Annotated in this window: 16 protein-coding genes; 3 read left to right on the top strand and 13 right to left on the bottom strand. The window is 61.3% G+C overall.

Annotated features, from left to right (window positions below):
• Positions 1-55: 55 nt before the first annotated feature.
• From GOB81_RS06415 to GOB81_RS06365, 11 genes are all read right to left on the bottom strand, one after another.
• Positions 56-1360, bottom strand: a complete 1305-nt coding sequence (locus GOB81_RS06415) for a DEAD/DEAH box helicase (protein WP_173569566.1) — start codon at positions 1358-1360, stop codon at positions 56-58.
• A 329-nt stretch (positions 1361-1689) separates the two neighbouring features.
• On the bottom strand, positions 1690-2574 hold the full coding sequence (locus GOB81_RS06410) for a BadF/BadG/BcrA/BcrD ATPase family protein (protein WP_242010103.1): 885 nt from the start codon (positions 2572-2574) through the stop codon (positions 1690-1692).
• A gap of 13 nt (positions 2575-2587) precedes the next feature.
• Positions 2588-3193 (bottom strand): methionine biosynthesis protein MetW, encoded by a 606-nt coding sequence (gene metW / locus GOB81_RS06405; protein WP_173569564.1) that lies wholly within the window; start codon positions 3191-3193, stop codon positions 2588-2590.
• Positions 3183-4400: a homoserine O-acetyltransferase MetX gene (metX, locus tag GOB81_RS06400; protein WP_173569563.1), complete on the bottom strand. Its 1218-nt coding sequence runs from the start codon at positions 4398-4400 to the stop codon at positions 3183-3185. Before metX ends, metW begins: the two co-directional genes overlap by 11 nt.
• 208 nt (positions 4401-4608) lie before the next feature.
• Positions 4609-5337 carry a c-type cytochrome biogenesis protein CcmI gene (gene ccmI / locus GOB81_RS06395; RefSeq protein ID WP_173569562.1) on the bottom strand — a complete coding sequence of 243 codons (729 nt, stop codon included), beginning with the start codon at positions 5335-5337 and terminating at the stop codon, positions 4609-4611.
• Positions 5338-5358: 21 nt separating this feature from the next.
• A complete protein-coding gene (locus tag GOB81_RS06390; RefSeq protein ID WP_173569561.1) occupies positions 5359-5829 on the bottom strand; it encodes a cytochrome c-type biogenesis protein in 471 nt (156 codons plus the stop codon).
• On the bottom strand, positions 5826-6422 hold the full coding sequence (locus GOB81_RS06385) for a redoxin domain-containing protein (protein ID WP_173569560.1): 597 nt from the start codon (positions 6420-6422) through the stop codon (positions 5826-5828). The genes GOB81_RS06390 and GOB81_RS06385 overlap by 4 nt, the downstream gene beginning before the upstream one ends.
• A complete protein-coding gene (locus tag GOB81_RS06380) occupies positions 6419-8398 on the bottom strand; it encodes a heme lyase CcmF/NrfE family subunit (protein WP_173569559.1) in 1980 nt (659 codons plus the stop codon). The genes GOB81_RS06385 and GOB81_RS06380 overlap by 4 nt, the downstream gene beginning before the upstream one ends.
• 163 nt (positions 8399-8561) lie before the next feature.
• On the bottom strand, positions 8562-9077 hold the full coding sequence (gene ccmE / locus GOB81_RS06375) for a cytochrome c maturation protein CcmE (RefSeq protein WP_173569558.1): 516 nt from the start codon (positions 9075-9077) through the stop codon (positions 8562-8564).
• Positions 9074-9235 carry a hypothetical protein gene (locus tag GOB81_RS06370; RefSeq protein ID WP_173569557.1) on the bottom strand — a complete coding sequence of 54 codons (162 nt, stop codon included), beginning with the start codon at positions 9233-9235 and terminating at the stop codon, positions 9074-9076. Before GOB81_RS06370 ends, ccmE begins: the two co-directional genes overlap by 4 nt.
• The gene (locus tag GOB81_RS06365; RefSeq protein WP_173569556.1) at positions 9232-10017 is read right to left on the bottom strand and encodes a heme ABC transporter permease; all 786 of its coding nucleotides are present in this window, start codon (positions 10015-10017) and stop codon (positions 9232-9234) included. Before GOB81_RS06365 ends, GOB81_RS06370 begins: the two co-directional genes overlap by 4 nt.
• Before the next feature lie 214 nt (positions 10018-10231).
• On the opposite strand from GOB81_RS06365, the gene GOB81_RS06360 reads away from it, so the two are divergent.
• Both GOB81_RS06360 and GOB81_RS06355 read left to right on the top strand, forming a co-directional pair.
• Complete coding sequence (locus GOB81_RS06360; protein ID WP_173569755.1) at positions 10232-10525, top strand: YciI family protein; 294 nt, start codon at positions 10232-10234, stop codon at positions 10523-10525.
• Positions 10522-10953: an EVE domain-containing protein gene (locus tag GOB81_RS06355; RefSeq protein ID WP_173569555.1), complete on the top strand. Its 432-nt coding sequence runs from the start codon at positions 10522-10524 to the stop codon at positions 10951-10953. Before GOB81_RS06360 ends, GOB81_RS06355 begins: the two co-directional genes overlap by 4 nt.
• Before the next feature lie 287 nt (positions 10954-11240).
• Here GOB81_RS06355 and GOB81_RS06350 read toward each other — a convergent pair whose 3' ends face one another.
• Both GOB81_RS06350 and GOB81_RS06345 read right to left on the bottom strand, forming a co-directional pair.
• Positions 11241-12743, bottom strand: a complete 1503-nt coding sequence (locus tag GOB81_RS06350) for a glycosyltransferase family 2 protein (RefSeq protein WP_173569554.1) — start codon at positions 12741-12743, stop codon at positions 11241-11243.
• 132 nt (positions 12744-12875) lie between these two features.
• Positions 12876-13973, bottom strand: a complete 1098-nt coding sequence (locus GOB81_RS06345; protein WP_173569553.1) for an ion channel — start codon at positions 13971-13973, stop codon at positions 12876-12878.
• Between the two features lie 182 nt (positions 13974-14155).
• Here GOB81_RS06345 and guaD point away from each other — a divergent pair, with 182 nt between their 5' ends.
• Entirely contained in the window at positions 14156-15472 is a 1317-nt protein-coding gene (gene guaD / locus GOB81_RS06340) for a guanine deaminase (protein WP_173569552.1), read from the top strand.
• Positions 15473-15527: the final 55 nt, after the last annotated feature.

The following is a 15527-nucleotide window of genomic DNA, read 5'->3' as shown; positions in this document are numbered from 1 at the left end:
GATCGCATCATGCGAGTCTGAACTGCCCGTTCTGAAACCGTGGGAGTTTCAGAAATTATGCGACCCGGCGCGTTCCTGAAGGACGACCACCGCCGCCACCGCCGCCGCCGCCGCCACTCCGGCGGCCGCCATTACCACCATTCCCGCCGCGAGGCGGGCCGCCCCGGCCACGACCACCGCCGCCACCCAGAACGGGAGGCCGCATCGTCGAATTCTCGGCAGCATCTGAATGATAGGGATGATCCCTGACCACGGGAACGCTTTTGCCGATCGTGCGCTCGATATCCTTCAGCCACGCGCGCTGTTCGGAATCACAGAACGATACGGCCCAGCCCTCACGGCCCGCGCGCGCTGTACGACCGATGCGGTGAACATAGCTCTCGGGGATATTCGGGAGGTCATAATTGAAGACATGCGAGACGTCATCGACATCAATACCACGTGCCGCAATATCGGTCGCAACGAGCACCTTCACAGCTCCCGAACGGAACCCGCTCATTGCCCGCTCACGCGCACCCTGTGACTTATTGCCGTGAATGGCTTCAGCCGTGATGCCATGCTTGTTCAGGAATTCGGTTACCTTGTTGGCTTCATGCTTCATCAGCGTGAAGACGACGGCGCGAACAACCTTGGGCGAGTTGAGCAGAAGAAGAAGGGCGTCCTTCTTGTGGTCGGACTCCACGAACATCACCGCCTGCCGGATACGATCGACCGTGCTCGACGGCGGCGTCACCTCAACCTTGGCAGGATCACGCAGCAGGCTGTTCGCCAACTCAGTGATACTGTGCGGCATCGTCGCGGAAAACAGTAGCGTCTGGCGATCCTTCGGGAGCACCGCGACAATGCGCCGGATGTCACGGACAAAACCCATGTCCAGCATACGGTCGGCTTCATCAAGGACGAGGACTTCAAGATCCCGCAGATCAATGAAACCCTGCCCCATGAGATCGAGCAGACGACCGGGAGCCGCAACGAGAACATCAACGCCGCGCCGCATGGCCTCGACCTGACGCCCCTGCCCAACACCGCCGAAGATGACGGCATGCGTCAGCTTCATGTGACGGGCATACGCCTTGAAGCTCTCATCGATCTGCGACGCCAGTTCCCGTGTGGGAGCCAGCACCAGAACGCGGGGACCCTTGGGGGTGGCAGGGCGACGATGAGTCAGGAGATGCTGAAGGATCGGCAGCGCGAAAGCGGCCGTCTTGCCCGTACCCGTCTGCGCAAGACCCAGCAGATCACGACCGGCCAGAAGGTGCGGAATGGACTGCGCCTGAATGGGCGTCGGTTCTGTGTAACCTTCTTCGGTAAGAGCCCGCAGCAAGGGTTCGGCAAGCTGGAGATCGGCAAACGTGGTCATTGAGTGAAGACACCTCTTTGGGATGCGTACGGAGTAAAGTTCATGCAGTTCTTGCCTTTCAGCCAGTCCCGCACAACAGTTTCTGGTCCGCCGATCATCAATATCAGCCTGTCATCCTTGAGTTGACAGTGACCACCCCGTTGATCGTGAAACCTGTAACACACTGATATACGGTCTTTTTAGTCTTTTTGTTAATAGACCGCCTTGAAAAACAGTACTGTCCCTACATTATTTCCGCAGGTGACTCAAGCTTGAAGTGATGCGCCTGACAAAAATTCCTCGGTACAGTAAAAAATCTTTCAGTTTTCTTTTTCCGGAAACCGTGTCTGTTACGCCCTGCGATGCTCCATTACCTTACGAACCAATGCAGTCGCACCGTCAAGAGAAGATCCTTCAGGAAAAACAATCCTGTCGCTGAGAGTTTTTGAAAGTCGCGGCATAAGAACCGGACTCAACCCTCCCAGAAATGCCAGTTTCAGGGAAGAAAAATCCTCTCCCTGCAAAAGAGTGTTGGCAATCACCTCTATGTTTGACGCTGCATAATCCAGAATTCCTAAAGCAATTTTACACTCTTTTTGCGCCGCATTTGTTACGATTGGTGTCAGAAGCGCGAATTTCGTTGCTGAAGCCCCGATGCCCCACGTCAGCGGATCACCGCCTGCGTCCCTGATGTAGCGACAAACATCACGCGCGAGCTCCGTCTCCGCCGTGCGTCCATCCGCCACCCACAGCATATGACGGAGCGCCTTCAGCCCGATATGCGCTCCGCCGCCTTCATCTCCCTGCGGAAAACCCCAGCCTCCAACCCGGTGAGTTTGCTCGCCGCGAATTGCAAAACCGACGCTACCTGTGCCAATCGCAACAATTGCGCCATCCCGGCCACCATGAGCACCAAGGCAGGATGTATAGGCATCCGTCCGAACGTCAAAAACCGTTAAAAATTCGCAAAGATCACGAATTCTGTCGCTGCATCCAGCCACCTCGGCACCAGCCAGCCCAGCAGCCGCGACCCATGTGAACGCACCACGCCAGACATCTTCCGTCAGTTCCGCAGTAAAAATGGCCTGATCAAACGCTGCACGGATCGACCGGGCCGCCTGCTCCGTATCCGTTGCGATGTTGGCCGGGCCGCTCCGCCCTTCACCGAGGACGTCTCCGTCAGGCGTCACAATCCTCAGAAGTGTTTTTGTCGCACCGCCGTCTATCGCGACCAACAGAGTACGCGCCTCACACATTTCCTTTGCCGAGACGGAAAAGCGCCTGTTCTCCAAATATGTTTGCAAGCCGGATCGAACGACGCCAGGGCGCTCTGTCGCCGTCTTCGTCAATCGCCATCCATTCATGAACGCGGTAACCATCCTCATCGCACAGGGCGAGAAAATCCCTGATCGTGCAGGGATGGATGTTCGGCGTGGCGTACCATGGCGTGTGCCAGACGGCCGTGTTCGGCATCCTGCCACTGAAAAGCAGCTTCAGCCGCATTTCCCAGTGGCCGAAATTCGGAAAAGACACGATGGCATAACGGCCGATACGCAGCATCTGCCGCAGAACCTCACGCGGACGTTCGACAGCCTGCAACGTACGCTGAAGCACCACGTAATCGAAACTGTCATCGGGATAATGGGCCAGATCGTGATCCGCATCCCCATGCACGACAGGCAGCCCGTGCGCCACGGAACGCGTCACCTCCTCCATGTCGATTTCGATCCCCCGCGCATCGCATCCACGTGTGCGGAACAGATGGTCGATCAGCGTGCCATCCCCGCTGCCAATATCCATGACGCGGGTGCCGGGTGTAATCATGTCGGCGATCAGACGCTGATCAAGACGCATGTGTGCCCTCCTGCGCAGCCCGGCGAGAGAGCCCGGCATGTTCAGCCGCACCGCTGAGAAAACCCCTCACCGTCCGGTCGAAATCCGGCTCGTCCAGCAGAAACGCGTCGTGCCCCTTGTCGCTCTCGATCTCGACAAAGGACACGTTGGCCGCAGCCCGCGTCAGGGCATGCACGATGATCCGCGACTGTGAGGTGGGAAACAGCCAGTCCGATGAAAAGCTGATCACGCAGAACCGCGTGCCTGTGCCGACGAACGGCCCGGCATACTCGCCGTCATGCTCCTGCCCCAGATCCATCCAATCCATTGCACGCGTGATGGTGAGGTAGGAGTTGGCATCGAAACGTCGGACGAATGTCGAACCCTGATGCCTGAGATAGGATTCGACCTCAAAAATATCACCGAACGTCGAAAGCGTTCCGGCTGCCTTGCCTGTCGTGTCGTTGCACGGCCTGACCCGACGCCCGAACTTCCGGGTCAAAGCCTCTTCCGAGAGATAGGTGATGTGCGCCATCATCCGCGCGACGGCGAGACCACGGGCCGGAATCGCGCCCGTTTCCCAGTAGCGGCCACCATGCCAGTCCGGATCGGCGAATATCGCCTGACGACTGACCTCGTTGAAGGCGATATTCTGGGCAGAGTGAAACGGTGCCGTGGCGATCGGCACGGCCGCGAACACCATCTCCGGATAGGTCGCCGCCCACTCAAGCACCTGCATTCCGCCCATGGAGCCGCCCACGACGGCAAACAGCCGGTCAATACCCAGATGCTTCACCAGACGATGCTGGCTCCGCACCATGTCGCGGATGGTGATCGGTGGAAAATCGGTTCCCCAAGGTTCCGGGGCATCGGGCGTTCCGCCGCCTGTCACCGGGCGTGGTGAACGGGGCCCCGTGGACCCCATGCAGCCACCCAGCACGTTCGAACAGATCACAAAGAACCTGTCCGTATCGATCGGCTTTCCCGACCCGACCATCCGCGACCACCAGCCGGGCTTCCCGGTGAGGGGATGTGTCTCTGCAACATACTGATCACCCGTCAGCGCGTGACAGATGAGGATGGCGTTGTCCCGCTTCGCCGAGAGCGTGCCGTAAGTGCGGTAGGCGATCTCGACGGGGGCCAGAACGGTTCCGCAGTCGAGCGTCACTCCTTCGGGGAAAACCGCGCTTGTATGCTCAACAGTGGGCGCACTGACAATCTGGTCCATAAACCGGAACTTCCAAGGATTACCGCCACATAAAGGCCAAAATCGACCGGATCAAGAACGGGGAGACACGACATTCTCCCGGCAAGGCGCAGAACACTGCACGGAAAGCAGTTCACCCGGCAAGCGTCCGGCAGCTTACAGTCCTGTAACAGAGCCGCTCGAAAAGCTCTTCACCGGCGGCCGCTCTTCATGTTCCGAACAGCATCCCTCAGGGCTGTTCCTGCTCATGCTCGCCCTGTGCGATGCGCTGTTCCACCGCCTGACGCCATGGAGCGTCTTTCGGCGCGGCTTCCAGTGCCCGCTGATAGAGCGCCAGACTCTCCGCGCTGATATGCCCGTCCACCCGGACCTGCTCTTCAGCAAGCTGAATCGCCAGATCGGGCTGGAACTCCAGCGCCAGCGCCTTGCGCCACGCATCGGCCGCTCCCTTATCATGACCGCGCGACGCTTCCGCCTGCCCGAGCAGGATGTAGCCCTGCCTCAGGCTCGGATCGTCCGCCGGCATCTTCGCGAGCGCATCCTTCAACTGGTCGATGACCTTACCCGCTTTCGCGTCGCGGGCGGCCATGGCTTCCAGACGTGGCTTGAGCGGCTGGGCCGGGAAGCCGGGATGTCCGCCCGTCAGGTAAAGGGCGACGGCGAACATCGGAATCAGCGCCAGAGCGATGGCGATCCGTGTCCGCGCCGCCCGGTCCACCATCACAGCCGGAGCCTGATCCGCCACCAGAATGCGTCGCTGGATTTCAAGCCGCGCAATGCCGTGCTCGGAAGGCACGATCATGCCGACATCGAGGTCGCGGTCGAGTTCGACCAGTTGCGCCTCGTGGAGCTCCAGCGCGGCGCTTCGTTCATCACGCGCGGCACTCCGACGCCACACCGTGACACCCGCAGGCAGCAGCGTAAGCACACTCAGAAAAGCGATACCGGGCCAGATCATGCGTCACACCCAAAAAAACAGTCAGTGGCCATCGCTCAACTCCTTCAGCCGCGTCTGTTCGGCCTCGCTCAATGGCGCAGGACCTGAACGGCGGCGGCGGAAGGCCAGCGCCGCCGCGACAAGTCCCATGATCAGCGCCAGCACGGGCATGCCCCACAGAAGCAGGGTCGCCACCGTCACCGGAGGGCTGAGGCGGATAAAATTACCGTAGCGCGCCACCATCCAGTCGATGACCTGCTGGTTGCTCTCGCCCTTCGCCACATGCTCACGCACCACCGTGCGCAGATCCCGGGCCAGAGTGGCACCGCTGTCCTCGATGGATTCATTCTGGCAGACCAGACAGCGGAGCTGGGCGCCAATGGCTTCCGCCCGCGATTCCTGCTTCGGGTCCGACAGCATCTCAGACGGATCATCGACCGCAAGCGCAACAACCGGCGCCGACAGCAAGACCACCATCGCCCCGGCAAGACCCGTCCGGAGAAGCCTGTTCATCGGCCGCCCACGGCTTTCAGCGCGGCATTCAGGCCGTCACGCACCTCGCTGTTATCCAGACCCGCCGCGCTATGCCAGACGATCAGACCTCCGGGCGCGATCAGGAAGCTCTCCGGCACGCCGGACACACCCCAGTCGATCGCCACGCGTCCGTTCCGATCACTGCCGATGCGCGAGTACGGGTTCCCGGCGTGCTTGAGCAGCCCCGTCGCGTTCTCAATCTTGTCCTTGTAGGCGATGCCCCAGATCGGCAGGTGCTTCTGAAGCGCCAGAAGCGCCTCCATTTCCGCGATGCACGGAATGCACCATGAAGCAAAGAAGTTCACCAGAACCGGCGCGGTCAGCGCTTTCAGGTCAGCCGCAGCAAAGCCCGTGCCCGGCGGCTGATCCGGCAGTGTGAAGTCCGGCACCGGGCGACCCGTCACGGGGGCGTTGATGTCATGCGGGTTGAAAGACCCGGCCTGCATGCCCGACAGCATTTTCCAGAATGCGACGCCACACACGCCGGCGCCGACCATCGGCACGCCCAGCAGCAGACGCCGCCGGGTCACGGACTTCCTGTCGTCGCCCGGAGAGACTTCTTCACTGTTCATTCTGCTGCCACCACGTCAGAAGCCACGGCGCGCCTCGGAGCGCCCACACGCATACGGCGGTCGGAGAGAGACAACGCCCCGCCCATCGCCATGATCAGCGCCCCGAACCACATCCACGGCGCCAGCGGATTATAATGCAAACGCAGAACATAGGTCGGATTGTCGTCCGGCCCATGCTTGTCCCCGATCACTCCATAGAGATCCGCCAGACCGTTGGTATGGATCGACACTTCGGTGGTCGTTTGGTTCTGCGTGTTGAAGCTGCGCTTGGAAGGATGCATCACCGTCACGAGATGACCGTCATGACGGATCTCGATGGTCGCCTCCATCGCCGTATAATTGGGACCGGGAACATTCCGCACGCCGGTCAGCGTCCATTCATATCCCGCAAGCTGCTCGCTCTGCCCGACATGCACCTCGACGATCTTGTGCTGGGCCTGCGACATCACCGCCAGCCCCAGCACACTCACACCAACCCCAATATGGGCCAGTCCCGCGCCGAACGCGGAGCGTGGCAGGGATTTCGCCCGCTGGAAGCTTTGACCAAGCGACACGCGAAACAGCCCCAGCCGACCGGCGAGGTCGGTCAGGCTGGACGTGATAACCCACACAGCCAGCGTCGCACACAGGATCGGCAGCAGGCCGGAGAGACCGATCATCGTCACCGCGAACGCGGCCAGCGTCGCCAGTGCAGCCACCCACAGACGTTTCATGACCGGCCACAACTGCGCCCGTTTCCACGGCAGCATCGGTCCGAAGCCCATGAAGATGAACAGCGGAATGGCCAGCGGAATCGTCGCTGCATCGAAGAACGGCTTGCCGACCGAGATCGTCTTGCCGAACAGCAGGGACATGAAGGGAGGATACATCGTGCCGGTCAGCACCACGGCGCAGATCGAGCAGAGCAGGATGTTGTTCAGAACCAGCGAGCCTTCACGCGAGACCGGAGCGAACAGACCGCCTGTCGTCAGCGAGGGAGCGCGCCACGCGAACAGCGCCAGCGAACCGCCAATCACCACGCCCAGCAGGGCAAGGATGAAAATGCCGCGCGCCGGGTCCTGTGCAAAAGCATGGACCGAGTTGAGGATGCCCGAGCGCACGAGAAACGTGCCGGACAACGAGAAGGAGAACGTGCCGATAGCCAGCAGGACGGTCCAGATCTTCAGCGCCTCGCGCTTCTCGACCACGATGGCGGAGTGCATCAGCGCCGTGCCGGACAGCCAGGGGATCAGCGAGGCATTTTCCACCGGATCCCAGAACCAGTAGCCGCCCCAGCCCAGCACATAATAGGACCACCATGACCCGAGGGCGATGCCGCAGGTCAGGAAGGCCCACGCCGCCACAGCCCACGGACGCACCCAGCGCCCCCATGCCGCATCGACGCGCCCTTCCATGAGGGCCGCGATGGCGAAGGCGAAGGGCACGGCGAATCCGACGTAACCGGTGTAGAGAATCGGCGGATGGAAGGCGAGGCCGGGGTCCTGCAACAGCGGGTTCATGCCCTGCCCGTCGAGCGGCGCAGGCCACACGCGATCGAACGGATCGGATGTGATGAGGCAGAACAGTTCGAACCCGGCGGCCACACCGCCCAGCACGCCGATCACCCGCGCCCGCAGTGCTGACGGCAGGTTGCGTCCGAAGGCCGCGACTGCCGCGCCGCAAAGGCCGAGAATCAGCGTCCAGAGCAGAACCGACCCTTCATGATTCCCCCAGACGCCGCTGATCTTGTAGAGCAGCGGCTTGGTGACAGAACTGTTCTCAAGGATGTTTGAGACCGAAAAATCGTTGGTCACTGCCGCGTTCACGAGACAGAGGAACGATGCGAGCAGCGCGATAAGCTGACCGATGGCCAGCCCCGGCGCGATGGCCATCAGGCGACGGTCACGCCTCCGGGCTCCCCATATCGGCAGGATCGCCTGCGCAAGAGCAAACACGCAGGCCAGCGCCAGCGCAAAACGGCCGAGTTCCGGACTCATGCGTCCTCGCTTTGCTGAGAGAAAAAGACGGGCGCTCTGCCCACGAACCCCCACCAGAAGCGATGCTTCTGGAAGCGATTCATTCGATAAAACAAAGGGCAGGAGGGTGTGTCTGCCGCCAGAGAGCGAGGCAGAGTTCCATAATACTTACTGACAGGCAGCATCACTTCTTCCCGCCCGCCGCCACTTCCTTGCCGGTCATGGCGTTCCAGCTTGCCGGATCAGGCGGAGGCCCGAATTTCGGGTCCCATTTGCCGGATTTCTGCAACGCTTCCGCCACTTCCTTGGGCATGTAGGTCTCGTCATGCTTGGCCAGCACTTCGGAGGCCATGAAGGTCTTGTCCGGGTCCATCGTTCCCACGGCCACCACGCTCTGGCCTTCGCGGAACAGGTCCGGGAGAATACCTTCGAAACGGACGGTCACGGCGGCCTGCCCGTCCGTCACCTGAAAGATATTAATGGGCGTCTCACCCTGCCGCTCCCGCTTCACGGACCCGGCCACGACCATGCCACCCAGACGAATGGTGCGGTCTGGCGCAGGGGTCTTCGCCATGATCTGCGACGGGGCCATGAAAAGCTGGATATTGGAGGAGAAGGCCGAAAGCGTCAGCCCGGCGGCGGTCCCGAGACCGGCCACGCAGGCGATGACGAGCCACAGACGACGCGTCTTGCGTTTCATGCGTTTCCTCCCCGCCGTCCCCGGCCACCATGCGACGCTTCAAGGGCTGCCAGTCTGGCACGATCGCGCTTCAGACGCAGCGCGGCTCCCACCGACAGGAACACCGCGAAACCGGCAGCCAGCCCGTAGGCAGCCAATATATAAGGCAGATGAGTCATGCGGACGCCTCCGCCTGTGAAGCGGTCCGGCGCGGGCTCGACAGCAGACTTCGGATGCGGCTCTCCATCACGCCCGCGCGCAGCCGGGCGACGACAATGGCCGCGAAACCGAGCGTGAAGCCTATGGTGGAGACGAACAGCGGCCAGAGCATGGCGTGCGACATCGTCGGAGCCCCGGTCAGCGTAATGCTGTCCGGCTGGTGCAGCGTATTCCACCACTGGACGCTGAACTTGATGATCGGCAGGTCCACCGCACCGGCCAGCGCCAGAATAGCGGCGGCGCGATACCCGCGTTGCTGGTCGTCAAACGCGTGGATCAGGGCGATATGGCCGAGATAGAGAAAGAACAGCACCAGCACCGAGGTCAGGCGCGCATCCCACACCCACCATGTGCCCCACATCGGCTTGCCCCACAGGGAACCCGTCGCCAGACAGGTTGCCGTCACGCAGGCACCCACCGGGCCGATCTCCACCGCCGCCAGATCGGCCAGCGGATGCTTCCACACCAGAGACAGGACGGAGCATACCGCGAGCGCAAAGTATCCCGAGGACGCAAGCCAGGCGCAGGGTACATGCACATACATGATGCGGACGGAGTCTCCCTGCTGCCAGTCGGCGGGCGCGTAGAACAGCCCCCAGCCCAGCCCGATCACGGTGAGGATCAGGGCAGACCAGGTCAGCCAGGGCTGGAGCCTCCCCCCGAGGCGCAGGAAGCGACCGGGGTTGGCATAGCGGTGAAACAGGGCTCCGGCCCGCTCTGTCAGTGTCGGCGTCGCGCTCAAGATCCATCCGTTCGTGCCGGGGCGTACGGAGCGCCCAGTGGATAAAGTCACCCTTTATGACGCACCGTTCGCGCGCGCGAAAGATGGCGCGAAAGTCGGGACGCGGACAGGGCCGGGGGTCGTGCGGGCTGTCCTCCTACACTATCATGGGCGAGTTGGCACGGGTCGCCCTTTGCATGGGCGGCCCTCCCTGATCTCAATACGGAGACCTTCCATGCTGTTCGCCATCATCTGCACCGACAAGCCGGGCCACTTCCCAACACGCTCGGCCACCCGTCCGGATCATCTGGCCTATCTCAAAACCTACGCCTCACGCATCCAGTTCGCAGGACCGATGATGGGAGCAGACGGCAAGCCCTCCGGCAGCATGGTCATGGTGGACGTCGCGGATCAGGCCGAAGCCGAAGGTTTCGCGGCTGGCGACCCTTACGCCAAGGTCGGGTTGTTCGAGAGCGTCATCATCCGCCCGCTGCGCACCGTATTCCGCGACGGGCAACTGGCCGAATGAGCGCCGACCGGAGCTACTGGCTGGTCAAATCCGAGCCTGACGCCTTCTCGTGGGATGAGCAGGTTATCAATGATATCGAGCCGTGGACCGGCGTGCGCAACCATCAGGCGAAGAAGAATCTTGCGACCATGAAGCAAGGTGATCTCGCCTTCTTCTATCATTCGAACGTGGGACGCGAGATCGTAGGCATCGTCGAGATAGCCCGCGAGGCCTATCCTGACCCGACAGCGGACAATGGTGCATGGGTGTGCGTGGACATGAAGGCCGTTGCCCCCATGCCGCGATCCGTCACGCTGGCCGAGATCAAGGCCTCGCCGGAACTGTCAGAGCTTGCGCTGGTGCGCCAGTCACGGCTTTCCGTAGTGCCCGTTTCGGCCGACCACTGGGAGATATTGTGCAGGATGGGCGGCATGGACACGAAAGAGTGAACGTCCCCTGAGCCCCACCGGCACGGGGCAAAAGCAGAACAGCTCGGCCCCGGCTCGCCGCGAAGCGTCCGTCGGTCGCCCTGACATCATTCGGCGGCCACCGGAGGACCGCCCGACCGCTTAGAAGGCTGTTTCAAAAGCTCTCTGCTGGCGATCCGCAGCGCGTTTCCCTCGCTCCGATACTCATGGCCCGCATGGCCGCTTCGCTTCAGTGCTCAAAAAACCACGCCGGTCGCACACACCCTCAGGGTCTGTCGCGCTCAGCAGAGCGCTTTTGAAACAGCCTCTTACAGGAACGGAAACAGCAACCCCGGTATGCGACGACTGACTTCCTCACGCACGGACGGCGCGACCTCATACATCATGCACAGGAAGGCGTTCACCGTCGGCGGGACCGGCGCAGCAACGAGCCACTGAAGGATTTCGCGGCTTTCCGTCCGCATGTTCGGAGAAAATGGCAGCGTGAACCGGCTTTCGGGGTAATCCAAGCCGTGGACAACCTCCAGCTTCATCTGTTCCCAGCCGTTTATCTTATGGCGATTGACCTCAACACGACCGTAACCTTCCTCCTCTTTGGAGGGAATGAAACAGGCGAAAAGGCCATTCATGGGATTCATCAGTGCCGTATCGCCGGACTCCAGCCTGTAAAGCCTGTAGATCGGCTGATCGGATACGCGGTCATCTTCCGCGAATTTCAGATTGCGTCCCGCATGGCCGGGCAGGAAGAACGTGACCATATCGGGCGTGGACGGGAACATGGCTCCGAAAACAGGCAGCAGTCCATGCGTGTCCGCCTCGCCCATCGTGGCGTTGACGATCTCCTGCGTGGCTGGAGCAAAATACAGATAGGTCTCGAGATGTGACCGCACACGGACCATACGCGGCTTTTCAATCTCCGCCTTAACTTCGCCGGCATGACGCTCAAGCGGTGCGGTCTGGCGCAGCGTTGTGATCGCATCCTCGACCATGGCCCGGTAAATCGGAAGCAGGGCATTGTGGACCGCAGGGAGGAGCCGGAGCGGCTCGGAGTCCGTCAGATCATTGTGATCGAAGCGCCGCCACTCGCCCTGACTGTCGGACAGATCGCTGTTCATGCGCCGTTTTATGCGCTGGATATAATGCTCCATGCTGCGGCAGATGAAATGCATGACGAAGGCATCCGACCAGTCGACCGGCTGGACCGGCACCAGATGCTCCACCCTCTCGCCATTGGGCCGCACATAATCCTCGCCGGGGACATCGAACACATGGGGATTGAGGTAAGTCTGCCCCATCCTTTCAGGCCGCACGAAACTCTTGACCAGTTCGTTGTCGCCCAGTTCCGCGCGCGAATGCTGTGTGAACGCCTCGACCGCCGTCACCCGTGGACGGACCACCTTGTCGGAACTGCCGTAAATCCGCCAGGAGAACGCAATGGCCGCCGCATCTGAGGGAATACCGGCAAGAAACTGCGGCAGGCTGCTGGTGTGACGAAGATAGAGATATTCATCGCCATCCAGAAAACCGAGCCAGTCATATTTTCCCCGGCATTCCGCCGCCGCCGCCAGAAAACTATCGCGCTGGCGCAGATAGAAATCGGGCTGGGCCACAGGGTCCGTGCGGACGGCCCGAATATCGTAGCATCTGGCCGCGGCCTGAATGATTTCCCACGTCCCGTCCGATGAATGATCTTCGAATATGAAAAGAGTCTTCACCCCGAACGCCATGTGCCAGGCGATCCAGCCCGCAATGTCAGAAAACTCATTCTTGACAAACAGGGCGATCGCGACGGACGGGAGAGAAGAGTTCATCGTGCGCCAATACTCAAAAAGTAACCGGGTGCCAAATGGCTGGACATGCTACGCAATATCCCCATCACCTTAAAGGCAAACTGATAAAAAAACATCAATACGGTCAAACGTCTACAGCACGACGTCCAGCTCTCAGCCGACGATTTTCTCTTCCGGATGCAATCCACCCGAAAGATGCTCTTCGACATCGTGGAATTTCGAATAATCCACCGCCAGCCCACCCGTGGGGCGGGTATGGATGATGTCCACGAAGCGATGATTATGCATCACCTTGTCGAACGCATAGGCCGTCCGCGCAAACACCGTCTGGCCCATCGCCTCGTCCGTTCCCGTGACGGTGACGATGATCTCGGCCTCTTCCGTCTTCAACTCGTCCAGAGAATGGCGGTGCAGGGGGCTGGCCTCGGTGAGCACGTGCGCCAGCACAAAAGCGAAACGCAACACCGGCACATGCGCCTGCACCAGCGTCAGCGGCTCGAAACGCCGCTCGAGATGCCCGTCATGCGTGACGATCAGCCGCGACAGCGCTACCTCCACATCAACCGACAGGATCAGGCTGCGACGGCAGTTGGCGATGCGGATGCACAGCACCGACACCCCTGATTCATCCGATATCACCGCCTTGTTGCTGAAAATGATGCGTGCACGCGGGCGGGCAATACGGGCGAAAACCGCGCCCGCCGCCAGCGCGTTGATCATCATGCCGAGCAGCACTTCGAAAGACACGATGATGTTGGCGCCGATCCCCGTCGGCGTCATGCCGCCGTACCCGACGGTCGAAAGAGTCTGCACGCTGAAAAAGAACAGATCCCAGAACGACAGCGGATGCGGTCCCGTGACCTCGCCGGGCACCAGCGCATACAGAATGCTGAAGAAGAGGTTCACCACCACGTAGGACACGACGGCCCAGAACGTGAAGGTCACCCAGTTGGCCGTCAGCGCGTGGTGATAGAGATCGGACCAGAGCGCATCCTCCAGCCCGACACGGACGACCTCCTCATGCTTTCTGTCTTCCTGTGCATGAGACCTGAACCTGCGAACCGCCTCCCGGGTGGAAATATGGCGGCTCTTTTTCTTCGAATCCGCAGAACCTGAGGGGGTTGAGGATGTAGGCGCGTCCGGCTCGGCTCCGGCGCTGTCCGGCTTCGGTTCACCCGCATGGCCCCATGTCCGGGACTGGGGAGAAGATGCCTGCTGATCATTGAGGCGTCGCCAGATCCGCTTCACCATGCCCTCTTTCATTCTGAAAAGGCGCGGAAAACGGGCCGCACCGCCCATTCCTTCCCATAGCGGGCGGAAACCGGCGCGACTACGGCACCTTTGTGCATGTCCCCCTTCGTTTCAAAGAACCGTGAATGGTCATATCATCATCGTAACATCCCGGCGTCCTTACAGAACATAAGAGGGTCCCTGTGACACCAGCCAGTCAGCCGACAGTTCTCCGTGGTCGCGTCGTGACCTTCCGAGGCAATCCGTTCGAGGGCAATCCGTCCGACGCGCTGCTCGTGGAGGAGGACGGCGTGGTCGTGATGGAAAACGGTCTGATTACACATGTCGGTGACTGGACCGCCCTGCGCGCCTCCCTGCCGGACAACGCCACCATCGTGAATTACGGCGACGCCCTGATTTCCGCCGGCTTCATCGACACCCACGTCCATTATCCTCAACTGCCGATGATTGCCTCATGGGGCGCTCAGCTTCTCGAATGGCTCGACCGGTATGTCTTTCCCGTCGAAGCCACGTTCGCCGATCCGGTGGTGGCGCAGGCTGTCGCCCGGCGCTTTCTCACTGAACTCCTCGGTTCCGGCACCACGACAGCCGCCGTTTACTGCACGGTCCACCCGCAATCCGTGGATGCCTTCTTCGCGGAGGCCGAACGGCTTGGTGCCCGCATGATCGCGGGAAAGGTGCTGATGGACCGCAATGCGCCGGACACCCTGCGCGATACGGTTCGCACGGGCTATGACGACTCAGCCGCCCTGATCGCACGCTGGCACGGACGCGACCGGCTGCTTTACGCCGTGACCCCGCGCTTCGCGATCACCAGCACACCCGAACAGCTTGAAGCCGCCGGACAACTGCTCCGCGACCATGACGGGCTCTTCATGCAGACCCATCTCGCCGAGAATACCGGTGAGATCGCGGAAGTCGCGCGCCTCTTCCCGAACCGCTCATCCTATCTCGATGTCTATGACCATGCCGGACTGGTCGGTCGGCGCAGTATTTTCGGCCACGCCATCCATGTCGGGGAACGAGAATTCTGCCGCTGTCATGAAAGCGACGCCAGCCTCGCGCACTGCCCCACCTCCAACCTGTTTCTCGGCAGCGGTCTTTTCCGGCTGTTCGATGCTCTTGATGCCCGACGCCCTGTGCGCGTGGGCCTTGGCACGGATGTCGGGGCAGGCACATCGCTCTCCCAGCTCCGCACGATGGGCGAGGCCTACAAGGTCGCCCAACTGACGGGCCGGTCGCTGCATCCGGCGCAGGCACTCTGGCTGGCGACGGCCGGTGCGGCACGCTCGCTGCATATGGAGGACAGGATCGGCACCATCGCACCCGGCATGGAAGCCGACCTGTGCGTGCTCGATCCGCATGCCTTCCCCTTACTCAGTGACCGCTGCGACCGGTGTGAAAGCATTGAAGAGCTGCTGTTCGTGCTGATGACCCTGGGCGATAACCGTTGCATTTTAGCCACATGGGTTAGTGGGCGTTGTGTTGCTGGTGTTTGAATTTGGTGTGGAAGTGGCGGATTTCCGGGGCTGCAACAAATCTGCAATCTGTGTG

The sequence above is a fragment of the Acetobacter conturbans genome, assembly GCF_011516755.1.
Taxonomy (GTDB): domain Bacteria; phylum Pseudomonadota; class Alphaproteobacteria; order Acetobacterales; family Acetobacteraceae; genus Acetobacter; species Acetobacter conturbans.
This window is presented reverse-complemented; position numbering and strand designations above follow the sequence as displayed.

Bases quoted from the DNA above. Each gene is read 5' to 3' on its own strand.
- GOB81_RS06345 (WP_173569553.1), bottom strand. From the start codon at position 13,973: ATGGTGAAGCGGATCTGGCGACGCCTCAATGATCAGCAGGCATCTTCT.
- GOB81_RS06415 (WP_173569566.1), bottom strand. From the start codon at position 1,360: ATGACCACGTTTGCCGATCTCCAGCTTGCCGAACCCTTGCTGCGGGCT.
- GOB81_RS06360 (WP_173569755.1), top strand. From the start codon at position 10,232: ATGCTGTTCGCCATCATCTGCACCGACAAGCCGGGCCACTTCCCAACA.
- ccmI (WP_173569562.1), bottom strand. From the start codon at position 5,337: ATGATCTGGCCCGGTATCGCTTTTCTGAGTGTGCTTACGCTGCTGCCT.
- ccmE (WP_173569558.1), bottom strand. From the start codon at position 9,077: ATGAAACGCAAGACGCGTCGTCTGTGGCTCGTCATCGCCTGCGTGGCC.
- GOB81_RS06370 (WP_173569557.1), bottom strand. From the start codon at position 9,235: ATGACTCATCTGCCTTATATATTGGCTGCCTACGGGCTGGCTGCCGGT.
- GOB81_RS06380 (WP_173569559.1), bottom strand. From the start codon at position 8,398: ATGAGTCCGGAACTCGGCCGTTTTGCGCTGGCGCTGGCCTGCGTGTTT.
- GOB81_RS06390 (WP_173569561.1), bottom strand. From the start codon at position 5,829: ATGAACAGGCTTCTCCGGACGGGTCTTGCCGGGGCGATGGTGGTCTTG.
- GOB81_RS06350 (WP_173569554.1), bottom strand. From the start codon at position 12,743: ATGAACTCTTCTCTCCCGTCCGTCGCGATCGCCCTGTTTGTCAAGAAT.
- metX (WP_173569563.1), bottom strand. From the start codon at position 4,400: ATGGACCAGATTGTCAGTGCGCCCACTGTTGAGCATACAAGCGCGGTT.
- metW (WP_173569564.1), bottom strand. From the start codon at position 3,193: ATGCGTCTTGATCAGCGTCTGATCGCCGACATGATTACACCCGGCACC.
- GOB81_RS06355 (WP_173569555.1), top strand. From the start codon at position 10,522: ATGAGCGCCGACCGGAGCTACTGGCTGGTCAAATCCGAGCCTGACGCC.
- GOB81_RS06385 (WP_173569560.1), bottom strand. From the start codon at position 6,422: ATGAACAGTGAAGAAGTCTCTCCGGGCGACGACAGGAAGTCCGTGACC.